General features: G+C 33.0%; 18 protein-coding genes and 1 pseudogene. 13 read left to right on the top strand and 6 right to left on the bottom strand.

Annotated features, from left to right (window positions below; genetic code table 11):
- Positions 1-5: 5 nt before the first annotated feature.
- The 9 genes from NSR03_RS12090 to ssuE all read left to right on the top strand — a co-directional run bounded on the left by NSR03_RS12090 (position 6) and on the right by ssuE (position 12,024).
- Positions 6-668, top strand: coding sequence for an ABC transporter ATP-binding protein (locus NSR03_RS12090; RefSeq protein ID WP_021338860.1), 663 nt, complete (start codon positions 6-8; stop codon positions 666-668).
- Positions 669-880: 212 nt separating this feature from the next.
- Positions 881-2,218, top strand: coding sequence for a gluconate:H+ symporter (locus NSR03_RS12085; RefSeq protein WP_021338859.1), 1,338 nt, complete (start codon positions 881-883; stop codon positions 2,216-2,218).
- Between the two features lie 1,075 nt (positions 2,219-3,293).
- Complete coding sequence (gene rocD, locus NSR03_RS12080; RefSeq protein ID WP_021338858.1) at positions 3,294-4,481, top strand: ornithine--oxo-acid transaminase; 1,188 nt, start codon at positions 3,294-3,296, stop codon at positions 4,479-4,481.
- 47 nt (positions 4,482-4,528) lie between these two features.
- Positions 4,529-5,560 carry an N-acetyl-gamma-glutamyl-phosphate reductase gene (gene argC / locus NSR03_RS12075; protein ID WP_021338857.1) on the top strand — a complete coding sequence of 344 codons (1,032 nt, stop codon included), beginning with the start codon at positions 4,529-4,531 and terminating at the stop codon, positions 5,558-5,560.
- A 23-nt stretch (positions 5,561-5,583) separates the two neighbouring features.
- Positions 5,584-6,822, top strand: coding sequence for a bifunctional glutamate N-acetyltransferase/amino-acid acetyltransferase ArgJ (gene argJ / locus NSR03_RS12070; RefSeq protein ID WP_069813500.1), 1,239 nt, complete (start codon positions 5,584-5,586; stop codon positions 6,820-6,822).
- Positions 6,823-6,834: 12 nt separating this feature from the next.
- Positions 6,835-7,596 (top strand): acetylglutamate kinase, encoded by a 762-nt coding sequence (gene argB / locus NSR03_RS12065; RefSeq protein ID WP_046466016.1) that lies wholly within the window; start codon positions 6,835-6,837, stop codon positions 7,594-7,596.
- A 534-nt stretch (positions 7,597-8,130) separates the two neighbouring features.
- Positions 8,131-9,840: an acetate--CoA ligase gene (acsA, locus tag NSR03_RS12060; protein WP_046466015.1), complete on the top strand. Its 1,710-nt coding sequence runs from the start codon at positions 8,131-8,133 to the stop codon at positions 9,838-9,840.
- Positions 9,841-9,961: 121 nt separating this feature from the next.
- The gene (locus NSR03_RS12055) at positions 9,962-11,371 is read left to right on the top strand and encodes an LLM class flavin-dependent oxidoreductase (RefSeq protein ID WP_069813502.1); all 1,410 of its coding nucleotides are present in this window, start codon (positions 9,962-9,964) and stop codon (positions 11,369-11,371) included.
- Between the two features lie 113 nt (positions 11,372-11,484).
- Entirely contained in the window at positions 11,485-12,024 is a 540-nt protein-coding gene (gene ssuE, locus NSR03_RS12050; protein WP_002506549.1) for an NADPH-dependent FMN reductase, read from the top strand.
- Between the two features lie 73 nt (positions 12,025-12,097).
- On the opposite strand, the gene NSR03_RS12045 is transcribed toward ssuE, so the two are convergent.
- Together NSR03_RS12045 and NSR03_RS12040 are read right to left on the bottom strand one after the other, a co-directional pair.
- Positions 12,098-12,757 (bottom strand): hypothetical protein, encoded by a 660-nt coding sequence (locus NSR03_RS12045; RefSeq protein WP_021338854.1) that lies wholly within the window; start codon positions 12,755-12,757, stop codon positions 12,098-12,100.
- A 237-nt stretch (positions 12,758-12,994) separates the two neighbouring features.
- Entirely contained in the window at positions 12,995-14,584 is a 1,590-nt protein-coding gene (locus NSR03_RS12040; RefSeq protein WP_021338853.1) for an L-lactate permease, read from the bottom strand.
- 424 nt (positions 14,585-15,008) lie between these two features.
- On the opposite strand from NSR03_RS12040, the gene NSR03_RS12035 reads away from it, so the two are divergent.
- The 4 genes from NSR03_RS12035 to nagB all read left to right on the top strand — a co-directional run bounded on the left by NSR03_RS12035 (position 15,009) and on the right by nagB (position 20,597).
- Positions 15,009-16,262, top strand: coding sequence for an MFS transporter (locus NSR03_RS12035; protein ID WP_002506552.1), 1,254 nt, complete (start codon positions 15,009-15,011; stop codon positions 16,260-16,262).
- Between the two features lie 527 nt (positions 16,263-16,789).
- Complete coding sequence (gene argF, locus NSR03_RS12030; protein WP_002506553.1) at positions 16,790-17,821, top strand: ornithine carbamoyltransferase; 1,032 nt, start codon at positions 16,790-16,792, stop codon at positions 17,819-17,821.
- Between the two features lie 380 nt (positions 17,822-18,201).
- Complete coding sequence (ptsG, locus tag NSR03_RS12025) at positions 18,202-19,740, top strand: glucose-specific PTS transporter subunit IIBC (RefSeq protein WP_069813504.1); 1,539 nt, start codon at positions 18,202-18,204, stop codon at positions 19,738-19,740.
- A 134-nt stretch (positions 19,741-19,874) separates the two neighbouring features.
- Positions 19,875-20,597, top strand: a complete 723-nt coding sequence (gene nagB, locus NSR03_RS12020) for a glucosamine-6-phosphate deaminase (RefSeq protein WP_002506555.1) — start codon at positions 19,875-19,877, stop codon at positions 20,595-20,597.
- Between the two features lie 247 nt (positions 20,598-20,844).
- Here nagB and NSR03_RS12015 read toward each other — a convergent pair.
- The 4 genes and pseudogenes from NSR03_RS12015 to NSR03_RS12000 form a co-directional block, all read right to left on the bottom strand.
- A pseudogene (locus tag NSR03_RS12015) lies at positions 20,845-22,094 on the bottom strand (aminoacyltransferase).
- 327 nt (positions 22,095-22,421) lie between these two features.
- A complete protein-coding gene (locus NSR03_RS12010; protein ID WP_069813506.1) occupies positions 22,422-23,726 on the bottom strand; it encodes a TcaA second domain-containing protein in 1,305 nt (434 codons plus the stop codon).
- Positions 23,727-23,741: 15 nt separating this feature from the next.
- Positions 23,742-24,566, bottom strand: coding sequence for a zinc ribbon domain-containing protein (locus tag NSR03_RS12005; protein WP_069813508.1), 825 nt, complete (start codon positions 24,564-24,566; stop codon positions 23,742-23,744).
- 242 nt (positions 24,567-24,808) lie between these two features.
- Positions 24,809-26,020, bottom strand: coding sequence for an ROK family protein (locus tag NSR03_RS12000; RefSeq protein ID WP_226957268.1), 1,212 nt, complete (start codon positions 26,018-26,020; stop codon positions 24,809-24,811).
- Between the last annotated feature and the right edge of the window lie 13 nt (positions 26,021-26,033).

Genomic DNA, 26,033 nt, shown 5'->3' with positions numbered 1-26,033 from the left:
ATGAGATGATAAAATTACAAAATATTAAAAAACAATACCGTCGTAAAAGCATCTTTGAATCGCTAGATATGACATTTGAAGATAAACAGTTAACTATTTTACTTGGTGAAAATGGGGCTGGAAAATCCACACTGCTAAGAATGATTTCAGGATTAGAGGATGCGGATCGAGGCAATATTACTTACTTTGGTGACCAAGTTGCAAAAAAGCAACTTCAAGATATGATTGGATATGTGCCTCAAGATATTGCATTATTTGAACACATGTCAGTAAATGAAAATATCAATTGCTTTAAGGCATTATGTAAAAATCCTATAACAGAGGACACAATAGACCAGTATGCATCCCAACTTCATTTAGCAGATAGAACAGTTGCTGTGTCGAAACTATCAGGTGGCACGAAAAGAAAAGTGAATGTATTAATAGGGCTTTTAAGTAATCCGCAAATATTAATATTAGATGAACCAACTGTAGGTATAGATTTGAAATCAAGATATGATATTCATAGCTTGCTCAATAAAATGAAAGCACAATGTCTGATTATATTAACGACACATCATTTAGACGAAGTAGAAGCGTTAGCAGATCGTATTAAAGTAATCGGCACAGACCCATTCTATAGAGATGTCCTGAAAGATAAGCAATGGCACTTTGATACGTATAATTAACAAAATTAAAAAGCCTATCCGTTATTGTTATAAAAAGCCTATACAGTGACGGGTATGCTTTTATTTTTATATTAATTAGTTGGATATCTTTTGAGAAATTAAAGTAAAAGCAATTTTTAAAATAACAACGTTGTTATTTTAAATTAAATCTATTATAATTAGAAGTTGTGAATTCGCTTTCATAAGTTATTAAGGGATGGGAGGACATGAAATTGTCATTTTTAAGCGAACATCTACCACTCATTTCACTCGTAATAGGGGTTGCCTTACTATTATTCTTAAATATTAAGCTCAAAATCAATAGTATTCTAGCGCTCATTTTTTCAGCAATAGTGGTTGGTTTTATAAACGGGATGAAACCTGTTGCAATATTAGAAACAATTAAAGAAGGATTAGGATCAACGTTAGGAAGTCTAGCGCTTATTATTGGATTTGGTGCAGTACTTGGTAAATTAATGGTGGATTCAGGTGCAGCACAACGTATTGCATCGACACTTATAAATAAATTTGGTGCTAAACATGTGCAGTGGGCATTAATTATTGTAGGTGCTGTATTTGGTATTTCTGTGTTTTATGAAGTGGCATTTATGATTTTAGCACCATTAGTAATTAGTATTGCAGTGGAAGCAAAAACACCATTTATGAAGTTAGCGATTACTATGGTTGCTGCCACGACACTATCGCATAGTATATTTCCACCTCAAGCAGGACCAACTGCCCTTGTAGATGCTTACAACGCAGATATGGGTATGGTTTATATATTAGGAATTATTGTCTTTATACCTAGTGTGTTCATGGCAGGTATTGTACTACCTAAGTTTATGAAAAATATGGATTATCCAGTACCTCCGTTATTAAAAAAGAACAAGGTTTTTTCAGAAAGTGAAATGCCAAGTTTTGGAATGAGTTTATTTATACCACTTATTCCTGCAATTTTAATTTCGATTTCAACAATTCTAAGTTTATTTATTACTGAGGATACATTATTACATGAAACTGTAACATTTTTAGGAAGTGCAGAAATCAGTCTTATTATTGCTATTTTAACTGCTATTGTCATCTTCGGTCTTAGAAAAGGTAAAAATATGGATGATATGATGAAGACATTTGAAAGCGGCTTGAAAGGTGTTGCAACGATTATATTCATCGTCGGTGCAGGTGGTGCATTTAAAGAAGTAATACTAGAAGCTAATGTTGGGAACTATATAGCAGATATTATGAAAGATACTAATATTTCACCACTTATCATGGCTTGGCTCATTACAGCGTTAATTCGTATTGCTACTGGACAAGGTGTAGTTTCAGCGATTACTGCAGCAGGCATTGTAGGGCCACTGATACCTACGTTTAATGTAAGTCCTGTGCTTATGGTCCTCGCTACTGCAGTAGGTAGTAATACCATTACACACGTAAATGATGCTTCATTCTGGCTATTTAAAGAATACTTTAATATTTCCATAAAGGATACCTTTAAAACATGGGGTGTCTTATTATTGACAACATCAATTACTGGATTAATTGTTGTCCTAATACTAGATTTATTTATGTAATGACCTTACTAAAAGCATAATTATATATTTGAGTAACATCATAAAAAGCAGTATCTAAATGGATTAAACACAATTCCTTGTAGATACTGCTTCATTTGTGTATAAATACATTAAAAAAGTAAAATAAGGGTAAATTTGTGATTTGAAAGGCTGCAAAATGGCTACAAGTGTTGGCATCAAAAGGTTTGGAGGCAATTGCGTGTAAATTTGATATTTACTGTGAATATACTTTTAATGAATAAATGAGTAACATGGTAAAATGACACGCTATGGACTTTATCTATAGGACTGAAGGCGAATGAATTGTGCCACATCTTTATACATTAAGTATGGTTAATATGTATAAAGATACATTTATATACAGTTATTGTCGATTTAAAAGATGGTTTGACTTGAGTTTTTATATGCGTATAATAATTCCGTATACAAGAGTTTGTATAAAAAATGCATTCAACTTGTTTTGAACGTAAAATAGATTAGCAAAAACGCAAATAAAATGGCAGCATTTTATGAATTATTTATACTTTGTAAGCGTTGCTTTCTTATTGTTAAAAAGTATCGTGAAAAATTGTATTAACGAGATTCATGCCCCGTATGATTTCATATCTAATTATTATAAATTTGATACAGCATGCTACGGCGTAGTATCTGTTTTAAATTTACTAAGCAAATCAATAAAGATAAAAGTTCAAATTTGAGCACAAACCAAAATTCTATAATAGCAAATGAAAATCTTAGATGGTGATAATTAATATTAAGCAAACTAAGTGGAAAGGAAACTTAGTTTGCCATTTTTATGAAAATAGTAGGGCGGTTACTGCCATAAAATAATTACATAACAGTTTTTTTAAAAGCCATCTGCACTAAATAATACAACTTATATACATTTAACAGAGTGTCATCACAGTATTTATAGAAATGTTAAGTATATAAAAAATTCGTAAAAAGGCTTTAAGGCAATTGTTTATTTAATTATTATTTAAATTAATCTTTGACTAATTGTAAAATTACGTGTATGATTTATGGATATTAATTCAAAATTTAGAATATTTATAGAAAAGGGATGAGGGTTTCGATGAATGATTTATTTGCACTAACAGATCAATACAGTTCGAACAATTATAGCCCGCTTAAACTGGCTTTAACGAAAGGTCTCGGTGCTAAAGTTTGGGATGTTGAAGATAATAGCTACATTGATTGTATTTCAGGTTTTTCAGTCGTCAATCAAGGGCATTGTCATCCGAAAATTATAAAAGCATTTCAAGAGCAAAGTGAAAAAATAACTATGGTATCACGTGCATTATATAGCGATAATTTGGGCAAATGGGAAGAGAAAATATGTTCACTTGCCAATAAAGAAAAAGTATTACCTATGAATACAGGTACAGAAGCCATTGAAACGGCAATTAAGATCGCACGAAAATGGGGATCTGATGTTAAAGGTATAGCGGAAAACCAAGGCGAAATTATTGCAATGAATGGTAATTTCCATGGTCGTACACTAGGTGCCTTATCGTTATCGTCGCAAGAAAGTTATAAAAAAGGTTTTGGACCTTTGCTAGATAATATGCAATATATGGATTTCGGAGATATCACTCGCTTGAAATCACTCATTAACGAAAATACAACCGCAATTGTACTTGAACCAATACAAGGTGAAGGCGGCGTCAACGTACCGCCAGATTATTTCATCCAAGAAGTTCGAAACTTATGTGATGAACACAACGTTCTATTTATTGCAGATGAAATACAAGTTGGTCTTGGTAGAACAGGTAAGATGTTTGCAATGGAATGGGAAGGTGTAGAACCAGACATTTACTTATTAGGTAAGTCGCTTGGTGGCGGTCTTTATCCGATTTCAGCAGTGTTAGCTAACGATGACGTGATGAAAGTACTTACGCCTGGTACACATGGTTCAACATTTGGAGGTAATCCACTTGCATGTGCAGTATCAATCGCAGCATTAGATGTGTTAATTGACGAAAACTTAATCGAACGTTCTGCTGAACAAGGACAAAAATTACTTAACCATTTACAGCTGATAGACAGCAACATCATAAAAGATGTGAGAGGCAGAGGATTATTTATCGGTATTGAATTAACTGAAGCAGCACAATCTTATTGTCAACAGATGATAGAACAAGGTGTGCTATGTAAAGAAACACAAGGGAATATTATTAGACTTGCACCACCACTTGTTATTGAAGATGAGGAAATTGATAAAGTTATAAAAGTAATAACAGAAGTTTTAGAAAAAAAGTAAAGCATAACACTTAAAAAAGTTTGAATATTCAGAAAGGAATGAACGTTATGATAGAAGTTGGGATAGTAGGAGGCAGTGGTTATGGTGCAGTGGAGTTAATTCGATTATTACAACACCATCCAAATGTAACAATTAAATATATCTTTTCACATTCTAAAGCGGATGAACCAATAAAAGATACATTTCCTCACTTAACTCATTTAACGCATCACTACGAAGCTTTAGACACTGAAACAGTTGACTGTGATGTGATGTTCTTTGCTACACCTTCAAATGTAAGTAAACATGTAGCGCCAGATTTGGTAAAGAAAAATATAAAAGTCATCGATTTATCAGGTGACTTCAGATTAACTAATAGAGATGTCTACCAACAATTTTATGGTGAAGCAGCTGCGACACAACAACAATTAAATGATGCAAACTATAGTATTGCAGAATGGTCTGAAATAGATCAAACGAATACACAACTAGTAGCTAATCCAGGTTGTTTCCCTACTGCGACATTATTAGCGTTACATCCGTTAATAGATCAAAAACTAATTCAACAAGATTCAATTATTATAGATGCCAAAACAGGCGTTTCAGGAGCTGGAAGGTCACTTGCACAACACGTGCATTACGCTGAAATGAATGAAAACTTAAGTGCTTATGCGATTGGTAAGCATAAACATAAGCCTGAAATAGAACAATATGTCTCGCATTTAGCAAATGAAGATATCAAAGTAGTATTTACCCCGCATTTAGTACCAATGACACGTGGCATACTCTCTACGATATATGTGAAATTAAACAAACAAACTACTAGCGAAGATTTACATGCAACTTTCAAGCAATATTATGATAGTAAACCATTTGTACGCATTAGAGATTTAGGTAATTATCCTAAAACTAAAGAAGTATACGGTAGTAATTATTGTGATATCGGCATGTATGTTGACGAAGAAAGTCAAACAGCAGTGATTGTTTCTGTTATTGATAACTTAGTCAAAGGTGCAAGTGGTCAAGCAATACAAAATTTAAACTTAATGTATGGATTGAACGAAGCAACAGGATTAACACAATTACCTGTATATCCGTAATATAAAAAGAAAGGTGAGATGGGATGAAAGATATTGAAACGTTAGATACACTCAATCAATTGAAGATAGATTTACAAGGGGATGTAAGTTCTCCATTAGGTTTTATAGCTGGAGGCATGCACGTTGGATTAAGAAGAAAGAAAAAAGACTTTGGATGGATATACTCTACGACAGCAGCTGCTGCAGCAGGAACTTATACACTGAATCGTTTTAAAGCAGCACCGTTAAAAGTAACTGAAGAAACGATTAAAAATAATCAATCATTACAAGCCATTGTAGTGAATTCAGCAAATGCTAATTCATGTACTGGTGAAAAAGGTATACAAGATGCCAAAGACACGCAAGCATGGGTAGCAGAGCATTTAAATTTATCCAAAGAAAGCGTGGGTGTCGCGTCTACAGGTGTTATAGGATCGTTTTTACCTATGGATAAGATACAACACGGCACACAAAACGTTTTAAAAGAACAATATAATCAAAGTGAGTTTTTCAATCAAGCTATTTTAACGACGGACACATTTACTAAACATTTATCTGTGCAAGTTGAAATTGATGGTATAACTGTAACAATTGGAGGAACAGCTAAAGGTTCGGGTATGATTCATCCGAATATGGCAACAATGCTGTCATTTATTACTACAGATGCCAAAATTGATGCGGATACGCTAGACAATTGTTTAAAACAAACGATTGATAACTCTTTTAATATGATTACAGTTGATGGAGATTCTAGTACAAATGATATGGTTCTTGGCTTGGCAAATGGACAGGCGAACCATAATAAACTCGATACGTTACATCCAGATTGGGAAAAATTTGAATATGCGTTAAATTTCGTGAGCCAGTATCTTGCTAAATCTATAGCTAAAGATGGTGAAGGAGCGACGAAATTAGTTACGGCTAAAGTTAAAGGCGCAAATGATGTTGCAGAAGCAAGAAAAATTGCTAAAAGTATTGTATCATCAAGTCTCGTTAAAACAGCAATTCATGGTGAAGATGCCAACTTTGGAAGAATCGTTACAGCGATGGGCTATGCTTCTGAAGACATAGAACCAAGTCAGACGAATGTTTATTTATGTAATGTGCCTGTCGTTGAAGATGGCATGTCAGTTGAATTTGATGAGTTACATTTAAAAAAACAATTAGAAGCGGATAATATTTACATTGAAGCATCAGTTGGTAATGGTGAAGGCGCAGCGTCAGCATATGGTTGTGACCTTTCATATGAATATGTACGTATCAATGCTTCATATAGAACCTAAGGAGTGTGACAGATGAGCTATATTGTAATTAAAATAGGTGGCAGCACTCTGACAAATCTACACGATTCAACAATAGAAGACATTGCATTTTTAAGACAACAAGGATTTAAACCCATCATTGTACATGGCGGTGGACCTTTTATTAATGAAGCTTTGGAGCAACAAGACGTGTCTACACAATTTAAAGATGGCTTAAGAGTGACAACGCGAGAAGTACTTTCAGTAACAAGTCAGACATTAATTGGATCAGTCAATCCAAGTCTCGTTAGCAAAATTAATAAATCAGATATTCAAAGTGTTGGTATCAATGGCATAGATGCAAAATTATTTGATGTCATCCCATTAGACGATAAATATGGTTATGTCGGTGAACCTACAGATGTCGATACTTCTGTACTTGCTTCATTAACAGAACAATTTGTACCAGTCATTGCATCTATAGGTCAACATAGAAGCACAGGACAATTGTATAACATTAATGCAGATACATTAGCATATAAAATCGCACAATTTTTACAGGCTCCAATTTATCTATTAAGTGATATTCCTGGTGTCATCATTGATGAAAAAGTGCAAGCTACACTGAATGCTGAACGTATCAATCTCTATATCGATCAAGCGTCAATTTACGGCGGTATGATTCCTAAAGTTCAAGATGCGGTTCAAGCGATTGAATCAGGTTGTGAAAAAGTAGTCATTGCGGCAGGTAATGAATCACATATTATTAAAAAATTACAAAGCGGTCAAAACGTTGGTACAACCATCCAGCGTTAGTACGACCAACAATATATTTAAAAAAGGCTAACTATTTATTAACAATAAATAGTTAGCCTTTTTTAGCTTGGGAGTCACCACAACCACTGCTATTTTCAAAATACAAGTTCAACCATTCATTACAATGCTATATAACCGCCTACTATCCTTATTTTGCCTAAATAAACCAAATACATCTATGAGTCTCAAATATCATCTCAAAAGACCTCTATATCTCTTAAGATGATAATGACATATTTATTCTCATCAATTATAAAATATAATCTAACATAATAATTATTTTTATTATCAATTCTCACACCAAAGCAATCGTAATCAAATGAATAATAAATTTCCTTTAAGTTATAATAATTTAAAATGAAATTGTGGAACAATTAAAAAATATTAAAATTATTTGTAAAACTTCTAAGATATGTGGCTCTAGGTTTCAAAGGTTTAAATCATACTAAATATATCGGAATTATTAAATAATAGGTTGAATATTCAGAAAGTTCCATCTATAATGATTTTTAAATCTTTATAGGAGGCATACACATGACAACTGAAATTTTAAAAGGTGAAAAAGGAAACTTTAATCTTCAAGATTATGAATATACATATAATAACTTTGATTGGGAAGAAGCGGAAAAAGCATTTTCTTGGTATGAAACAGGAAAAGTAAATATGGCATATGAATGTATAGACCGTCACGTAGACAACGGTAAAGGGCAAAAAATTGCCTTGAATTATAAAGACAGCGCACAAGAAGCATCTTTTACTTTCGAAGATTTAAAGCTAGCTTCAAATAAAGTAGCGAATCTATTGAAGACAGAAGCTAACGTAGAAAAAGGCGATAGAGTGTTTGTGTATATGCCTAGAATGCCAGAACTTTATTTTTCATTTTTAGGTATTTTAAAAACTGGAGCAATATGTGGCCCATTATTCGAAGCATTTATGGATCAAGCAGTAGAAGAACGTTTAAGCAATGCAGACGCTAAAGTCTTAGTTACAACGGAAGATTTATTACCTCGTGTACCTTACTCAAAATTACCAGACTTAGAAACAATTATAGTTGTGGGTAACAATGTATCGCCAGAACATATTGATTTTCATACAGCGTTCAAGCATGCGAGTGATAGCTTCGACATTGAATGGCTAAATCGTGAAGATCCACTTGTATTGCATTACACATCTGGTTCAACTGGCCAACCTAAAGGCGTCTTACATGCACAGGATGCGATGATTGTGCATTACATTACAGGGAAATATGTATTAGATTTACAAGAAGATGATATTTATTGGTGTACTGGAGATCCAGCATGGGTGACAGGATCGTCCTACGGCATATTCAGCCCTTGGCTTCACGGCGTAACGAATTGTGTCATAGGTGGAAGATTCTCACCAGAATTATGGTATGAAATGATAGAAAAATATAAAGTCACATTATGGTATACCGCACCTACAGCCTTACGTATGTTGATGAGTAAAGGCGAAACATTCACTAAGCAATATGATTTATCAACGTTAAGAAGTATTTTGTCAGTCGGTGAACCATTAAATCCAGAAGTGATTCGTTGGGGCAATGAAGTATATGGCAGACGTATACTAGATACTTGGTGGATGACAGAAACCGGTGGATTAATGATTGTGAATTATCCAAGTCAGACAATTAAATTGGGTTCTATGGGTAAACCATTACCAGGTATTACTGCAAGTATTGTCGATGACGAAGGCAATGAACTACCTCCCAATACTTTAGGTAATTTAGCGTTAAAAGCAGGATGGCCTTCCATGATGAGAAAAATATGGAAAAATGAAGAAAAATTCAATTCATATTTTGTGAATGGTTGGTATATTTCTGGAGATTCAGCATATCGTGATGAAGACAATTACTTTTTCTTCAAAAGTAGAGTAGATGATGTGATTATGACATCAGGCGAAAGAGTAGGCCCGTTTGAAGTTGAGTCTAAACTTGTAGAACATCCAGCGATTGCTGAGGCAGGTGTTATTGGTATCCCTGATGACGTAAGGGGTGAAATAATCAAAGCGTATGTCACATTGCGTGAAGGCGTAGAGAAAACAGATGAACTCAAAGTTGAAATAAAACAATTTGTTAAGACCAGTTTAGCTGCACATGCTGCACCAAGAGAAATTGATTTTATGGATAAATTACCGAAAACAAGTTTTGGTAAAATTATGCGTCGTGTCTTAAAAGCTTGGGAATTAGATTTACCAGCTGGAGATTTGAGTACGATTGAAAAATAATTTTTAAATAATATCCGATTAATTATATCTAATTAATATAAAAATATTTTACAAGATAAATGAAAATGGAAACATGAAATATAAGTACAGGTATCACTTAAACTCATAGGAGGTAATAACAATGGGAAAAAAACAAATACATTTCAATGGCTTTATTCAGAACTCACCAGCACCACACGCAATTGGACTTTGGAAACATGACAAACATGAAGGTGCGCAACATGGCACAATAGATTATTGGGTGAAGCTTGCAAAGCTTTTTGAAAAAGGCAAGTTCGATTCATTATTTATCGCTGATGTATTAGGAACATATAGTGAATATGGCAATGATTATAAAACAGCTGTACAACATGCCGTTCAAGTCCCAGATCATGATCCTTTATTAGTGATTTCTGCTATGGCGCAAGCAACAGCACATGTAGGGTTTGCACCAACTGTATCTACAACTTATTTTCAGCCGTATGATATTGCGAGAAAATTTTCTACATTAGATCATTTAACACATGGTCGTATTGGTTGGAACGTTGTGACATCTTACCTAGGAAGTGAAGCGGAAAATTTAGGGTTAACAGAACGTATGCCTAAAGAAACAAGATACGATCGTGCAGATGAATTTTTAGATGTAACGTATAAATTGTGGGAAAGCAGTTGGGAAGATGATGCAGTTGTAAAAGATAAAGCTACCAACACGTATGCAGATCCTGATAAAGTACATTTAATTAATCACAAAGGTCGTTTCTTTAATGTACCTGGACCACATATTGTAGAGCCATCTCCACAACGTACACCAGTATTATTCCAAGCAGGTGCTTCAGATAAAGGTCGTAACTTTGCAGGTAAACATGCAGAAGCAATCTTTGTCGTGAATCATTCACTTCAAGGTTTGGCTAATGATGTAAATGACATTCGTTCTAGAGCAACACAACAAGGCAGAAATAAAGAAGACTTAAAGGTATTTACTATGATTGTTCCCGTTATTGGTGATACGGTAGAAGAAGCAGAACAATTACATCAAGAGTTAATCCAACATATCACTTATGAAGGAACTGCTGCTTTATTAAGTGGACACACAGGCATAGACTTTTCTCAATTTGATCCTGATCAATATTTAGAAGATATTGAAACAGACGCAATTCAAAGCTTGTTAGATATTTATGCGAAAGATCCGACACGTAAATGGACACTGAAAGAGGCTATTAAACATCATGGCTTAGGTATTGGCTCAGTTCGCTTTGTCGGTACACCTACGCAAATTGCTGATGAAATAGAGCATTGGGTTGAAGTTGCTGATGTAGATGGATTTAATATTGCCTATGGAACGATACCAAATTCATATGAAGATTTCATAGAAAAAGTCGTTCCAATATTACAAGCACGTGGCATTTATCGTAAAGATTATGATGAAGAAAATACAACACTTAGAGAAAATTTATTCGGTAAAGGTGAAAAGTATTTAAGATCAACGCATCCAGGATCACAATATAAACCGCAATTAAATGAGCAATATAGTTATAGTACAGCAGAAATTTAAATTTGATAGAGACAAAGCGCACAACAATAACATGTTTGGTTTTAACAATTGAGGACCTGTCATGTGTCTGAAAATGTATAAGCAGTTTGAATAAATAAAGGGGGACATTAAAGATGGCAAGTGTAGCAATCATTGCAGGTGGAAATAAATTACAATCTCGTTTAACAGGTATTGTTGAGTATGCTGAAAAATATCTAGAAGGTGAAGGTATTGATACAGATGTTGTACACGTTCATCAATTAGACGCAGAAGCGTTGATTACAGCGGATTTTTCTAATGCGTCTATTAATGAAACACATCAGAAAATAGAAAGCGCAGATGGTATTATTATCATATCTCCTGTATTTAAAGCAGCTTATTCAGGTATTGTTAAAACGTATTTAGATTTATTACCAAGAGGTGCTTTCACAGGTAAGACAGTATTGCCGTTAGCATTAGGCGGAACCTTTGCACATGTATTAGCAATTCAATATAGCTTAGATCCAGTGATTAAAGAATTAGGTGCAGATACAATTCACAAAGGTAGATTTATATTAGATAAACACATCACTTCTAATGAAGACGGCACTTATGATTATGATCAAGAAGCAAAAGATGGATTAGATAAAACGTTAAAAAAGTTTGTCAGTGACAAATCACAGGTAAGGGAATAATATTTTGAATATAAAAAGGATGGGAGTGTGACATCAATACATGTCTTGCTCCCATCCTTTTTTATGTATAAATTTATAAAGATACTAAAGACCATTGATGTTTGTCGTCGTAAGTTAATTTGAAGTCTTGTGTTTCAATAGCTATCGGAAATGCAGTAGATGCTTTATCAGAAAAAATCCATTTTTTATTTTCTGGTGTCAATAAAATATAACACTCATCGTCTGAATCACACATGAAATTTAAACCTTCTGGAGAAAATGAGCGTGCTTCATGTGTTGTAAGATGATGATTGATTAAAGCTTGATACACATCGTCTAGCTCATTACATACAAATCCGACTTCACTAATTCTTGAAAATTCAGGATCATCCGTCATATTAGATACCCTTGCAATGAGTTCGACAATATTACCTGAAGGATCATTAAAATAAAGTGAATGTGCAACAAAGGATTCAAAATAAGTTGTGTGTTGACCATCTTCCATTAATAAAAATAAAATATTTTGATAGTGTTGTTTCATATCATAAAAATGATTGTAAGGAATATCTATTGCAAAGTGGTAAAACGGTTGATTGATTTCTTCAGATTTTTGAAAATGTAATTGAGTTTCCCCAATTTGAACAATAAAAGAATCTTGATCAATAACTTGAACAGGACATTCTAATGTTTCTTCGTAAAACTGCAAAGTTTCTTCCAAGTCAGATGTTAATAATGTAACATTTTTAAATTTCATTTGTAGACCCCCATCCAATCCGATTGTTTAGTTTGGCAAATAAATTTAATTAATAAGTTAATTGTACTTTATCAAAATATTAAGGAGTATGATAATATAACGAAGTTATAAAGTAAAAATACACTTTAATCTATTGGATATCCTAGGTGTTTTGCAGCATTAAAAAAGAACATATAAAAAAAGACTAAATGCTAATCAAAGCACTTAGTCTTTTTTATTTATTAATTTCTAATTAAATTAGAAGAAAAATAGTGTGAAGATATACGCACTAATACCTGCAAGTGCACAATATAATAGTGCTGGTCCGAGCGTTTTTCTAATAACACTACCTTCTTTACCTGGCATATCGACAACAGCACAAACTGCAACAACGTTATGAACACAAATCATATTACCTGCAGCGGCACCAATAATTTGTGCGGCTAATACAGTGAATGGTTCAGCACCAATTGCGTTTGCGATGTTCATTTGAATTGGTGAGAATGTAAGTGTTGAAACAGTAGCGCTTCCTGTAATAAAGGAACCTAAGGCACCTAAGAATGGAGCGACAAATAACCAAATTGGACCTAAGTATTGGGACATAGCATTAGCTATGTACTCAGGCATACTAATTAAGTCATTGGCATTAATACCAGAGTTAATGAAGACATGAACCATTGCTAGTGTCGCAATAAGCGTAATACCTGTAATTTTAATTGTACTCAATGATTCCTTACTAGCTTTAGTTAGGTCTTTAAACGGTTTTTTCTGAATGAGTATCGCAAATATTGCGGATAGTATTAAGATGGTTCCGGGTGAATATAACACTTCCCAATCTGATGAGATCTCTTCAAAATTCATTATATTAGTCCAAGTTAAATCTAAAACACTTGTTGTGAAATCTTTAATAAATGGTACCGTTCTTGTAAGTAGTAATAAGACAACTACCATTAAATACGGTGCCCAAGCTGTTAGCAAACTCATTGAGTGTTCAGACTCATTAGTTTCATATGAATCATCTAAGCCATCTTTCCACTCAGTCTTAGGCAATAACCAACCTTTACTTGCAGTTATAACTGCTACTATTAGACCAGTTAATGAACCTAAAATTGCAACGAACTCTGCGCCAAATAAGAATGCATAAGCAAATGCTGAACCTGCATAAAAAATACCAATTAAAGCGAGCCACGGTAACATTTCAAGTATAGATTTTAATTTGTTTTTCTTACCAAAGAAAACAACTAAAGTAATGATTACAATAATTGGAATGAAAACACCACTTAATAAATCTAATGTAGTAATACGTTCAGCGGTAGATTGGAAGAATGCACTGTCAGCATCTTTCAATGTACTCAACCCTACAAGGACAGGCGTACCAACCGCACCAAATGATACGGCCACACTATCTGCGATTAATGCAGATACTACAGCAATCATTGGTCTGAAACCTAAAGCTACCATTAATGGTGCTGTAACCATTGCAGGTGTACCAAAACCAGACGCACCTTCAATAAGTGATCCGAATAAGAAAGCGACGATAATCACTTGGACACGCATATCTCCAGATATTTTCTGGAAGCCTGAATTAATACGATTTACAGCCCCAGTTTGTCGTAAAGTATTAAGTAATACAAGCGCACCGAATAAGATATATAGAATCGTAAACGTTTTGTGCGTACCTTGTAATAATGAGGCAATTACGACATTACCTTTCATCCCCCAAACAAATATTCCCAATAACGTAACAACAATTGCACTGATTATCATACCTTTTAAAGCTGACATGCGAAGCAGCACTAAAAAGATAAACGGTACAATTACAGCACTTAAAGCAATTAATAACAGCATATATTTTAACCCCTAACTTACAAATTAATATCATCTAGTCATATGATGATTAAATCATGATTATTGTAAACGTTTTCAGTATAAAAATCAATCATCTGTAATTAATATATAACTTAAATAATTTATTAAACATATCAAAAAAATAGCTGTATTTATTTAATAGAGTACTATAGAAGGTGTAATAATACAAAAAGTATCTATTATTAATTATAAATCGAAAGAAAACGAAAGAAAACGAAAATAAATTTGCATTATTAGAAAAAATACAATAATATAAAGGCAATATATGAAAGCGTTTTCTAATCAATGGATCATGGAAGAATATAATTGAAATTTATTTTTTATTACTCAAGTTTTTAGTATGTTTTGTAATTGTATAAGTAGTCATAAGTTATCAATTTAATTACATAGGGGTGTGTTAAATATGAATAAAAAATTAACGAAAATGGGAATGCCACCAACATTATTATGGGGGTACATTGGCGTATTAATATTTATGATGGGGGATGGATTAGAACTTGCATGGATTAGTCCTTATCTTCATGATCATGGCTTATCCGTTCAACAAACTGCAATTTTAACGACTTGTTATGGTGTGACGATTGCAATTGGATCTTGGTTCTCTGGTGTTTTGGTCGAAATTATCGGACCGCGTAAAGTTATGTTATTAGGCACAGGTTTATATATTGTTGGTCATATTATATTTGTAGGATTTGCGATACCTACGATGAATTATGAATTAATGATTCCATCGTATGCTATTCGAGGATTTGGTTATCCATTGTTTGCTTATTCATTTTTAGTGTGGGTGGCTTACCGTTCACCTCAAAAACGATTAGGTGCCGCAGTAGGTTGGTTCTGGTTTGTATTTACAGGTGGTTTAAGTGTGCTTGGTTCATTCTATTCTTCATTTGCAATTCAATGGTTTGGTCATGTGTTCACTTTATGGACAGCCATTATATGGGTACTTATCGGAACATTTTTAGCTGTATTTGTAAACAGAGATCAATTTGAAATAGAAGATAAAGGGCATGGTGTTAAAGAACATGTAAAAGAAATGGGCGCTGGAATTACGATATTAAAAAGAGAGCCACGTGTTGCAGTGGCATGTATCGTAAGAATAATTAATCAAGCGGCACAATATGCATTTCCATTGTTCTTACCAATATATTTATCATCCAAAGGTATTGCAACGACGACTTGGCTCAATATTTGGGGAACAATTTTTATCGCAAATATTATATTTAATTTAATATTCGGTGCGTTGAGTGACAAAATTGGTTGGAAGAATACAATCTCATACATCGGTGGTGTTGGTTGTGCTGTATTTACATTAGGATTATATTTTGTACCAGAATTATTTACAGGTAATGTATTTGTCGTTGGTACTGTAGGATTTTTATGGGGTATGTGTTTAGCAGGATTTGTTCCAATTTCTGCGCTTGTACCTTCTCTTGTAGGTGATGGCGATAAAGGACCAGCGATGGCTATATTAAACTTAGGCGCAGGGCTATGTGTATTTGCTGGACCTGGGTTAGTAGCATTATTCTACGATAGTATTGGTGTAAAAGGAATGATGTACTTAATCTTTGGATTATATGTGGCAAGTGCAATTATGACACGTTTCTTAAAAACACCTGAAGAACGTGCAAAACTTAGTAAGAAAGAAGCAACATAAGCGAAAAAAAGCATGTATTTAAAAAATAAATATTTATCGTTATTGGAGTCCCATTCTAGTTTGGAAATTAGAATGGGACTCTCTTATTTTAAAAAGCTAATTATGCAATCGTTTTGAAATGGTGTGGAAATGAAAGAATAATTTTCTTGGAACTCTCCAGAAATAATTTGAGCAACAATCTGTTTGATTACAGCCACAATTTCATTTAACAGAATCGATCACCTCCGTCAGTTAAGTAGTTCAGGGACATTGTAGTATAAAAAGTAGTGTAATATGCATTCGTGCATAACTCAAAAAATAAATTTCACAAGTGTGATTCATTAAAAAACACATTGCATAAATGCTTTGAAAAACTGCATAAATGTTAAAAACATTAGTTTAAATTAGTGCTGTTTATCAAATGATGTAAGATAATATTTTAAGCTTTAATTCAATAATATACATAATAAAGTATATTTATACTTGTTTTATCTGTTAATTACGTATATTATGTATATAAATCTTATAAAAATATTGGAGTGATGAAAATGGGGTTGAACACAACAGCTTTAAATAAGTTACAAGTTTTTAAAGGGGAACACTTTTTGAAAACATGCGATTTTTCAGCAGAAGAATTGAATACATTGATAGATTTTACTGGAGAGTTAAAGGAAAAGAAAAAACGTGGGATCCCTCATCCTTATTTAAAAGGAAAGAATTTAGCGTTACTCTTTGAAAAACCCTCTACAAGAACACGTTCGGCATTTAGTGTTGCCGCGTATGATTTGGGCGCATACCCAGAGTATTTCGGCCAAGGAGATATTCATTTAGGTGTGAAAGAATCTACAGCTGATACTGCAAAAGTATTAGGACGTATGTATGATGGTATTGAATTTAGAGGTTATCATCAAAAAGATATAGAATCTTTAGCTAAAAATGCCAATGTACCAGTTTGGAATGGCTTGACGAATGAGTGGCATCCAACGCAAATGATTGCGGATTTCTTTACATTAAAAGAAAATTGGGGAACTTTAGAAGGCAAAACATTAACTTATGTAGGTGATGCTAGAAATAATGTAGCACATGATTTACTTATTACTGGAGCAATATTAGGTGTTAACGTACATATTGCTGCACCTAAATCTTTACAACCTGATGAAGCAATTCAAAAGTTAGCTAAGGATTATGCTGCACAATCTCAGAGTGAAATTTTAATTACGGATGACGTGAATCAAGCGATTTATCAAACAGATGCTATTTATACAGATGTATGGTTATCAATGGGTGAAGATCAATCTGTTTTGGAAACACGTATTAATGAGTTATTACCTTATCAAGTCAATGAATCGATGCTACTGAATACAATGAATCCTGAGGCAATCGTCTTACATTGTTTGCCAGCATTTCATGATTTAAATACTGAAGTAGGACAACAGATTTATGAAAAATATGGCTTGTCTGAAATGGAAATTACGGATGACGTATTTCAAGGTGAGCACGCTGTGATATTTGATCAAGCTGAAAATAGATTACATTCTATAAAAGCGATTATGTCAGTGACACTAGGCGATATATTTTAAGCGAAGTAATAGCTGTAAGGGGTGGGAATACGAAATCAAATTTTAAATTTTGATTTCTATCCCTCCCCATTTTTTTGCACACCATACGAAGTCACAGGTTATAGTCTTCAGCCACTATTATTTACCGAAAATATTTGCTCAAAACACTGCCGAGAAACTTTTAATATGACAATGTAGATTGTAAAGTGCCTTTGATAGGTCAAAAAGATTACTTAATATATAAAGAAAACTGTTGTTTAAGTGAACTAAACGGGATTTATAATGAAGGGCTTACATAAAAAGCGTTATATCTTTTTGAAAATGTTTTTCATAATGACGAATTGTATTGATTATCATTTTCTTTGCTTGTATATTTATGGTAATTAGGAGGTTAATCAATTATGAGTAAGCTATTTGAGAAAGCACAACAATTCGGGAAGTCCTTTATGTTACCTATAGCGATTTTACCAGCAGCTGGTTTATTGTTAGGTATTGGTGGGGCATTAAGTAATCCAAATACAATCAAAGCATATCCTTTATTGGATATTGAACTATTACAAAATATATTTATATTAATGTCATCTGCAGGTAATATTGTCTTCCAAAATTTACCTGTTATTTTTGCAGTGGGTGTTGCGATTGGCTTAGCCAAAAGTGATAAAGGGACAGCAGGTTTAGCTGCGATGTTAGGGTTCCTCATTATGAATGCTTCAATGAATGGTTTGTTAATTATTACTGATACATTAGCAGACGGTAATTTAGCTAAAGAAGGACAAAGTACAGTCCTTGGAATACAAACAGTGGAAACAGGCGTATTTGGTGGTATTATAACTGGTGTCATGACAGCGCTTTTACATAATAAGTTCCATAAAATATCCTTGCCAGCCTATTTAGGCTTCTTTGGAGGTTCGCGTTTTGTTCCTATTATCACAGCATTAGGTTCTATTCTATTAGGTGTCGTGATGTTCTTTATTTGGCCAACTGTTCAAGGATGGATATTTGGTGTTGGAGGCCTCGTAGATAAAACAGGAGTTATTGGTACATTTTTCTTTGGTTTTATTTTAAGGCTTTTAGGACCATTTGGTTTACATCATATTTTTTACTTACCATTTTGGCAGACAGCACTGGGTGGTACTTTAGAAGTGAAAGGACAAATTGTACAAGGTACACAAAACATCTTTTTTGCTCAATTGGGTGATCCTGATGTTACTAAATATTATTCAGGTGTATCAAGATATATGTCTGGTAGATTTATTACCATGATGTTTGGTTTATGTGGTGCAGCATTGGCAATCTATCATACTGCAAAGCCAGAACGTAAAAAAGTCGTTGGCGGATTAATGTTATCTGCAGCGTTAACATCATTTTTAACAGGAATTACAGAACCATTAGAATTCAGTTTCTTATTTGTAGCACCGGTCCTTTATGTCATACATGCTTTTTTAGATGGTTTAGCGTTTATGTTCGCAGACATATTTAATATTACAATTGGTCAAACATTTAGTGGTGGTTTCATTGATTATCTATTATTTGGTATATTGCAGGGCAACGCTAAGACGAATTTCTTATGGGTAATTCCAATAGGTATCGTTTGGTTTATACTTTATTATATAATATTCAGATTTTGCATCACGAAATTTAATTTCAAAACACCTGGGCGTGAAGAAGGTGAAGCGGCTGAAACTGTAGAAGCAACTGATCGTGCTAAAACGATTATTCAAGGTCTTGGTGGTAAAGAGAATATTGATGTCGTTGATTGTTGCGCAACAAGATTAAGAGTGACCTTAAAGACTAATCAAGATGTTGATAGAAAAGTATTAGAGTCGACCGAGGCAAGAGGCGTGATTCAGAAGGGTAACGGCGTTCAAATTGTTTATGGCCCCCATGTAACTACGATTAAAAATGAAGTAGAAGAACTATTAGATAGTCGACAGTCATAAACAGGCGTATAATGGTATTGTATGCATGATTCATTTTATATTAATTTGATTAAAAACAGATAATTATGTAATATAGGATATTAAATGTTAATTATGAAAATATATAGTGATATTAGAAAGAATGGGGTAGAAATATGAACGTTATAAATTTGAAAGATCGCACAACGGCGAGTCAATATGTTGCTATAGAACTTTTAAAACAAATAAAGTCGCAACCTAATGCTGTGTTAGGTCTTGCTACGGGAAGTACAATGATTGATATTTATAAATACTTATCGGAATTAATTAATGTTAATCACACAAAATTAAATGATGTGGTGACATTTAATTTAGATGAGTATATTGGGTTAGCGGCAGATCACGAACAAAGTTACCATGCTTATATGAAAGAGAATTTATTCAATCATAATAGCACTTGGAATGAAGACAACATCTATTTACCTAAAGGTGATGCAGAAGATGTAGAAAAAGAATGTATAGCTTATGAGCAATGTATACAAGATGCAGGGCCAGCAGACATTCAAATTTTAGGTATCGGTGAAAACGGACATATTGGTTTTAATGAGCCATTTTCATCATTTGAAAGTGAAACACGCGTAGTAGATTTAACGGATTCAACAATCAAAGCCAACAGTCAACACTTCGATAATATTGAAGATGTACCTAAACAAGCTATTTCAATGGGCTTAGCATCTATCATGAATGCGAAGCGTATCATTCTGATAGCGTTTGGAAGTAATAAACAAGAAGCAATCCAACAATTACTGGATGGTAAAGTGTCAGAATCACTTCCTGCTTCAATCTTGCACCAACATCCGAATGTAGAAGTTATCGTCGATGACTCAGCTTTAAATTAAATAAATATACAGAAGACGATACAAGTTTGTATTGGTTTAGAATGTCGACAAAGTTACCGACTTTGTTGGCATTTTTTTGTGCGTTTTTCGCTGGCGCAACCTCATCCTGTAGTCGTCGGGTTATTCAGAAATTGGCCTAAAGCGCTGCCATTTTCAAGAAATATTAAATAATGAGATAAATGAACAAAAATAGATTCAAAACCAAACACCATTACAGCGTTTGGTTTTGAATCTAGCTGAATCTAATTCATTTAACGTGTCTATTTTTATTTAATAAATATAGTTTATATAAATATTTTCTGATTGGAATTATAAAATCGCCAATATATTCTTCTACGTGTGCATTAAAGCCTTTTTTAAATTGTTGTACGCCATAATCTTCAGAAGTTTCACTGAAGTCTCCAGTAATGCCATAAAATTATATCTTGGAATAGCATTATTTATGGCAAATGTAATCATATCCCATTGCAAACGATAAGATCCCATAAATTGGTTGTATTTAGGATTAGAACCACTAGATAGGTAATAAACTTCATCTTTCGTGTATATATAAAATGCAGCAGCTAAATTTAAGATATTTCCTTCTGTTGAGATTAATTCAATCGTCTCATTAATTTTTCTTTCATAACTATTTTGTTGTTGTGTTAACTGGTACAATTTCGTTTTTGTTTTTTTAGAATTAGTGTTTTCTTGTAATTTATTCTCTAAATCTTTAATTTCTAAAAGAAGATTAGCATTTTTCTTTTGCAATTGTTGTTTATAATTTTCTAAATTGATATACGCGAGTTTTAACATGGAGTGATTGGCATAAATTTTTTGCATTTCCTCAAAATAAGCTTTATCCCTAAATTTAAAATTATGCTTTTCTTCTGCCATTTGAAATAGTTCAAAGAATACATTAGTTTCTGAAATATCCAGTGTTTTTACTTCTACACCTATTTCAAAAGTTTTCTTAATGTTACGACGTGTCTGATAATCCATTTCTTTTAATATGGTACTCTCATTTTTATTTTTTAAATTTAAAACAGATAACCACCTAATTTGGCTAGTGGTAGAGTAACCGATACTATAACCTTGATGAGCATAACCTAATTTTGATAATGCATTTTTAAGCTTTTCATTATCATAGTGCTCAATTATTTTTCCATCAGCATCTCTAATATTTTCTAAAATATATGGATCTATTAAAGCGAATAATGCTTTTTGAGCTTTTAAATATACTTTTAAATTTTCAAAAAAGAATTTAGTTAATATTGGATTACTATAATCTAAAACCGGACCTCTATGAGAGTAAAAGTATTTAAAAAATCTTAATGCCCTAGCTTCTGTTAATAGACAAGCTGCTATCACTTTCTTATCTTCTTTAACACCTACTAAATGTACATCCTTCTTCTTCTTATTTCTATAATGAAAATGAGAAGTAGACTGGGTATAATGCACAAAGTTTTGATTAATAAAATCAGTGAATTCTTTTTCTGTTAATTCTACGAAGTTCATCTTTTCACCTATTTCTTAAATGATAAGAAACCTGGATAAGTAGTCCAGGTCTCCAGGATCTAGTGGATTTATAAACATTATGAGTTTATTACAATAAAATTCTAACATGTAATATTACAATTATATACACTTGCATATAAAAGTTACGAAAATCGTTACAATTAAAAATAAATGAAAGTGGAGTAGAGTGATAAAAAAAGGAGGATTGAAGATGTTCGAATAACGTGGATAACAACACATAATTAAAATTATTTTCAAAAGAAGTAAGAAAGATATATTTAAATAAAAACAGCCCACGTATACAACGTAGGCTGTTATAAAACAATATTAATATCCAGAATTGACTTCTTCACCGTCTTCATCATATTCTGTGACATAACCATCATCATCTATAGTATATGATCCAGCTAAATTACCGTCTTTATCGGTAAATGAAAATCCCCAACCATCATCTGTTTCTTCAGGTTCTTTATAAGTATAAGTATCAGTGTCTAAACTTTCGCCTTCATATGATTCGACTTTGTCTATAACATTATCACGTGTGACTTCCTCATCATCTGAACTGGATGGGTCTTCGTCTTCTTCAGATTGAGTTTCTTTTTCAAATACTTTGTCTTCATGGTCGCTAATAGCTTCATCATCAAAGGTTAAAGTCACATCAACTTCTTCTTCACCGTTTTCAGGGCTTGAAACATTCTCTACATTTGATGTGAATTGTTTACCTTCAACTTCAGTTGTAGCATATACTTCTACTTTTTCATCAGGAGAGTATGGACCAAATGTTTCGCTAGCGTATTCATTAAAGTCTTGTTGTTTCTCACCATTGATATAAAGCTTTAGTGAATCTGAATCGATATATGCTGAGTCAGTACTTACAGTGAAGCGCTTTTGTTTGAATTGAGGTTCAGCATCGTTACTTTCAGACATATCGATATGAACGACGCCATCAAACTTTTTACCATCTACTTTTTGAGTAGCTTTTAAATCGTATATTCCAATAGGGAAGTCATCAAGTGTTTTTGTCTTACCTTGTTTTAGTTTCACTTGTTTCGTATCGTCGTTATGTTTGTAAGATAACGTACTATCTTCTTCAGGAAGAATGGTGACAGACTCTTCATTTACATTAAAATTATAGTTTTTAAATATCCCCCATTTTTTACCATCTTGAGAGATGTTTATGAGTTCATTATCGCCAACTGTAACAGAAGAATCGCCCATTGTATTATCTTCCATATCTTCCGCAGCGCTTTGGATTTCATTACCAACACGTTCAGGGCTATCTGTTTCATTAATATATTTATAGACAGCTTTGGCTTCGTCTTTAGATAGAGACTCGCCGTTTGCTTTTAAATTATGAGCTAAGTCACTCGGCTTATTTTTCTTTAAATCATTTGAAATGGCTTCAGCTTGTTTTGTCGGTGAAAGTTGACTTTCAATTATTTTATAAGCTGTAAATAATGCAATAATGATAACTACAATGACAACAATTGTAATATAAAATGGTAATTTTGATTTTTTATTTTGATTATCGTTCTTATTTGTACTTCGTTGTTGATAAACAGGGGTGCCACACTGTGTACATACTTTTTGGTTTGGTTTGATTTCGGCTCCACAATTACTACAGTATTTCATTAATTAACTCTCTCCTTAATAATCTGTATTAAAATATGAATCTAAAAAACTTAAAGAATTTGAAACTGTACCTTCAATAAAGATGCGAAGGATGACACCTAAAATAAGAATATAAATTAAAATAGCATAAACCACGGGCATGCGAAGTGGATGCTTATGACTATGCTTTGTTGTGAGATAAATTGGTGATACTAATGTAAATAGCATAGAAATTAAAACAAGCATTGATCCAAAACTTGGTACATTAATGGCTAAAAATAATAAACCTGATAAGAATGCAATTACAGAAAATGTATTAACTAATACAAAATCTGAAAGTGCTTTATGTACACTGATTTTAATGTTTAGCAGTTTAATCAATAATAATGTAATACCAAAAATTATTGAAATAGCTATGAGTATGTAAAAGGTAATGTTAAAAACGATATTAGCCTTACTTGTTGCAAAAAATGCTACCTCTGCTGGTATAACTAAAGATAATAAAATAAGTGTAATTATAAATCCTGCAATAATGAGACTGAAAAGTGTTTTAAATGTAAATTGATGTTTACTTATAACTTCATCATCTGTCCTAGAAAATGAGTTGGAGAAAAATAATTTGGCCTCATTAAAAATATCAACAGAATGTTTAGTATTATTTTTGTTTGATTGCCTTGGTTGTTTTGGCTGATAAGATGTCTGAGATGATTCCTGATTCTGTGATACATCAGACTGAGATGTATGTTGATTAGTAGTTGGGTTGTCAGTAGATGATTGATCTTGAAGTGTTAATTTGGCGCCACACTCACCACAAAATAAATCTGTGTTTGTAACTGTCTCCCCGCAATTTGGGCAATGCATAAAAATCCCCCCTTGTAATATGTTTATTAAAATAGAATATCACAGTTATATCTAATGCGCACCGCTTTTTAATAAAATATAAAAATTCATATTTTAAAAAGTTATTTTTGTTTAATTTTTGTGAGTTATAAATTTTTTAATAGTTAATACTTGTTGTAAGAAGTATTAGAAATCAAAAAAGAGGGAGGGAGATAAATAATCTCCTACTCCCTCTTTTATTGAACTATTATATTTGGCTTCATTTATACTTCTGACCAAATTAAATGTTGGTGGATGGCAAGGGCACAGGCACCTTTTGCACCATTAATAGGCTGATACGACTTCATTTGAAAATCAATTTCACCTAACCCCCCGTATAAGTTTTGGTAACTCAAGTATTCTTTTAAAATGACATTCGTAATATCATTGTTAAATAATGGGCCATGCAAATAAATTTTATTGGTATCAACTAACATGGTTAAATTATTGAGCGTAATTGCAACTGCACGCATGGCATCTTTAATAATTTGTACAATGCCGCTATCGCCTAAACGATACGCTTCTATAACAGTATCTAAAGTTATATCATTTGAGTCTGCTACTAAACTTGTCAGATAGGTACTTTGAGCACTTCTATAAATGACTTTAGCTTTATTTATAATATTCATGCCACCTAAATAGTTTTGTAAGCATCCTCTACGACCACATTCACAACGTTCGCCCTCTGGATGGATAATAGTATGTCCAACTTCCCCTACAGAAAAGTTAGAAACGCCATATAAATTGCCACGATACATACTAGATGAAAAAATGCCTTTTACAGCATGGAAGAAGATGAAATTTTCGCCATGATTTTCTGATGTAAGTAAATGTTCATATAGGCTCATACAATGTACATTATTTTCTAAAAATACAGGCAAGCTAATACGAGAAAGTAAATCTTCCAAATCAAAACCAGACCAATCACTATTTGAAGCAATTTGTTGAGATGTTTCATCAAAGTGACCTGGTAAAGCAATGCCAACTGCCTGAATATCGTAAGCTGCATGTTGTTTTAAGAAATGATTAAGTTCTTCGAAGATAAAGTTTGGTGTGATTTTTTTTAGAAATTGAGTTGCAGTAATATCGATTATATTTTGATCAACGATATTCCCAAGATTATCAGTTAAGCATAACGTTACAAAATCTCTGGCTAATTCAATACCAACATAGTAATTATATTTATTACAAATTGTAAGTAATATTTTTTTGCGTCCAGATGTTTTTTTAGTGTTAATACCATAGTTATCAACTTCAATATCCGTAGATTTAATGAGATTATTTTGTATTAAATCTGCGGTTACTGCAGTTGTTGTTGCGGGTGTAATACCTGTGTTTTTTGCTATATCAACCCTTGATATAGGACCGCGTACATATATTTCATTTAAAATTTGACCCCGTATCATCCGCTGTTTATTTGTCATGTTTGCTTTCATTTTTATCACCATA

Source organism: Staphylococcus sp. FSL W8-1207, assembly GCF_038003745.1.
Classification (GTDB): domain Bacteria; phylum Bacillota; class Bacilli; order Staphylococcales; family Staphylococcaceae; genus Staphylococcus; species Staphylococcus equorum.
The sequence above is the reverse complement of the archived record's forward strand: the minus strand, read 5'-3'. Positions and strand labels throughout refer to the sequence as shown.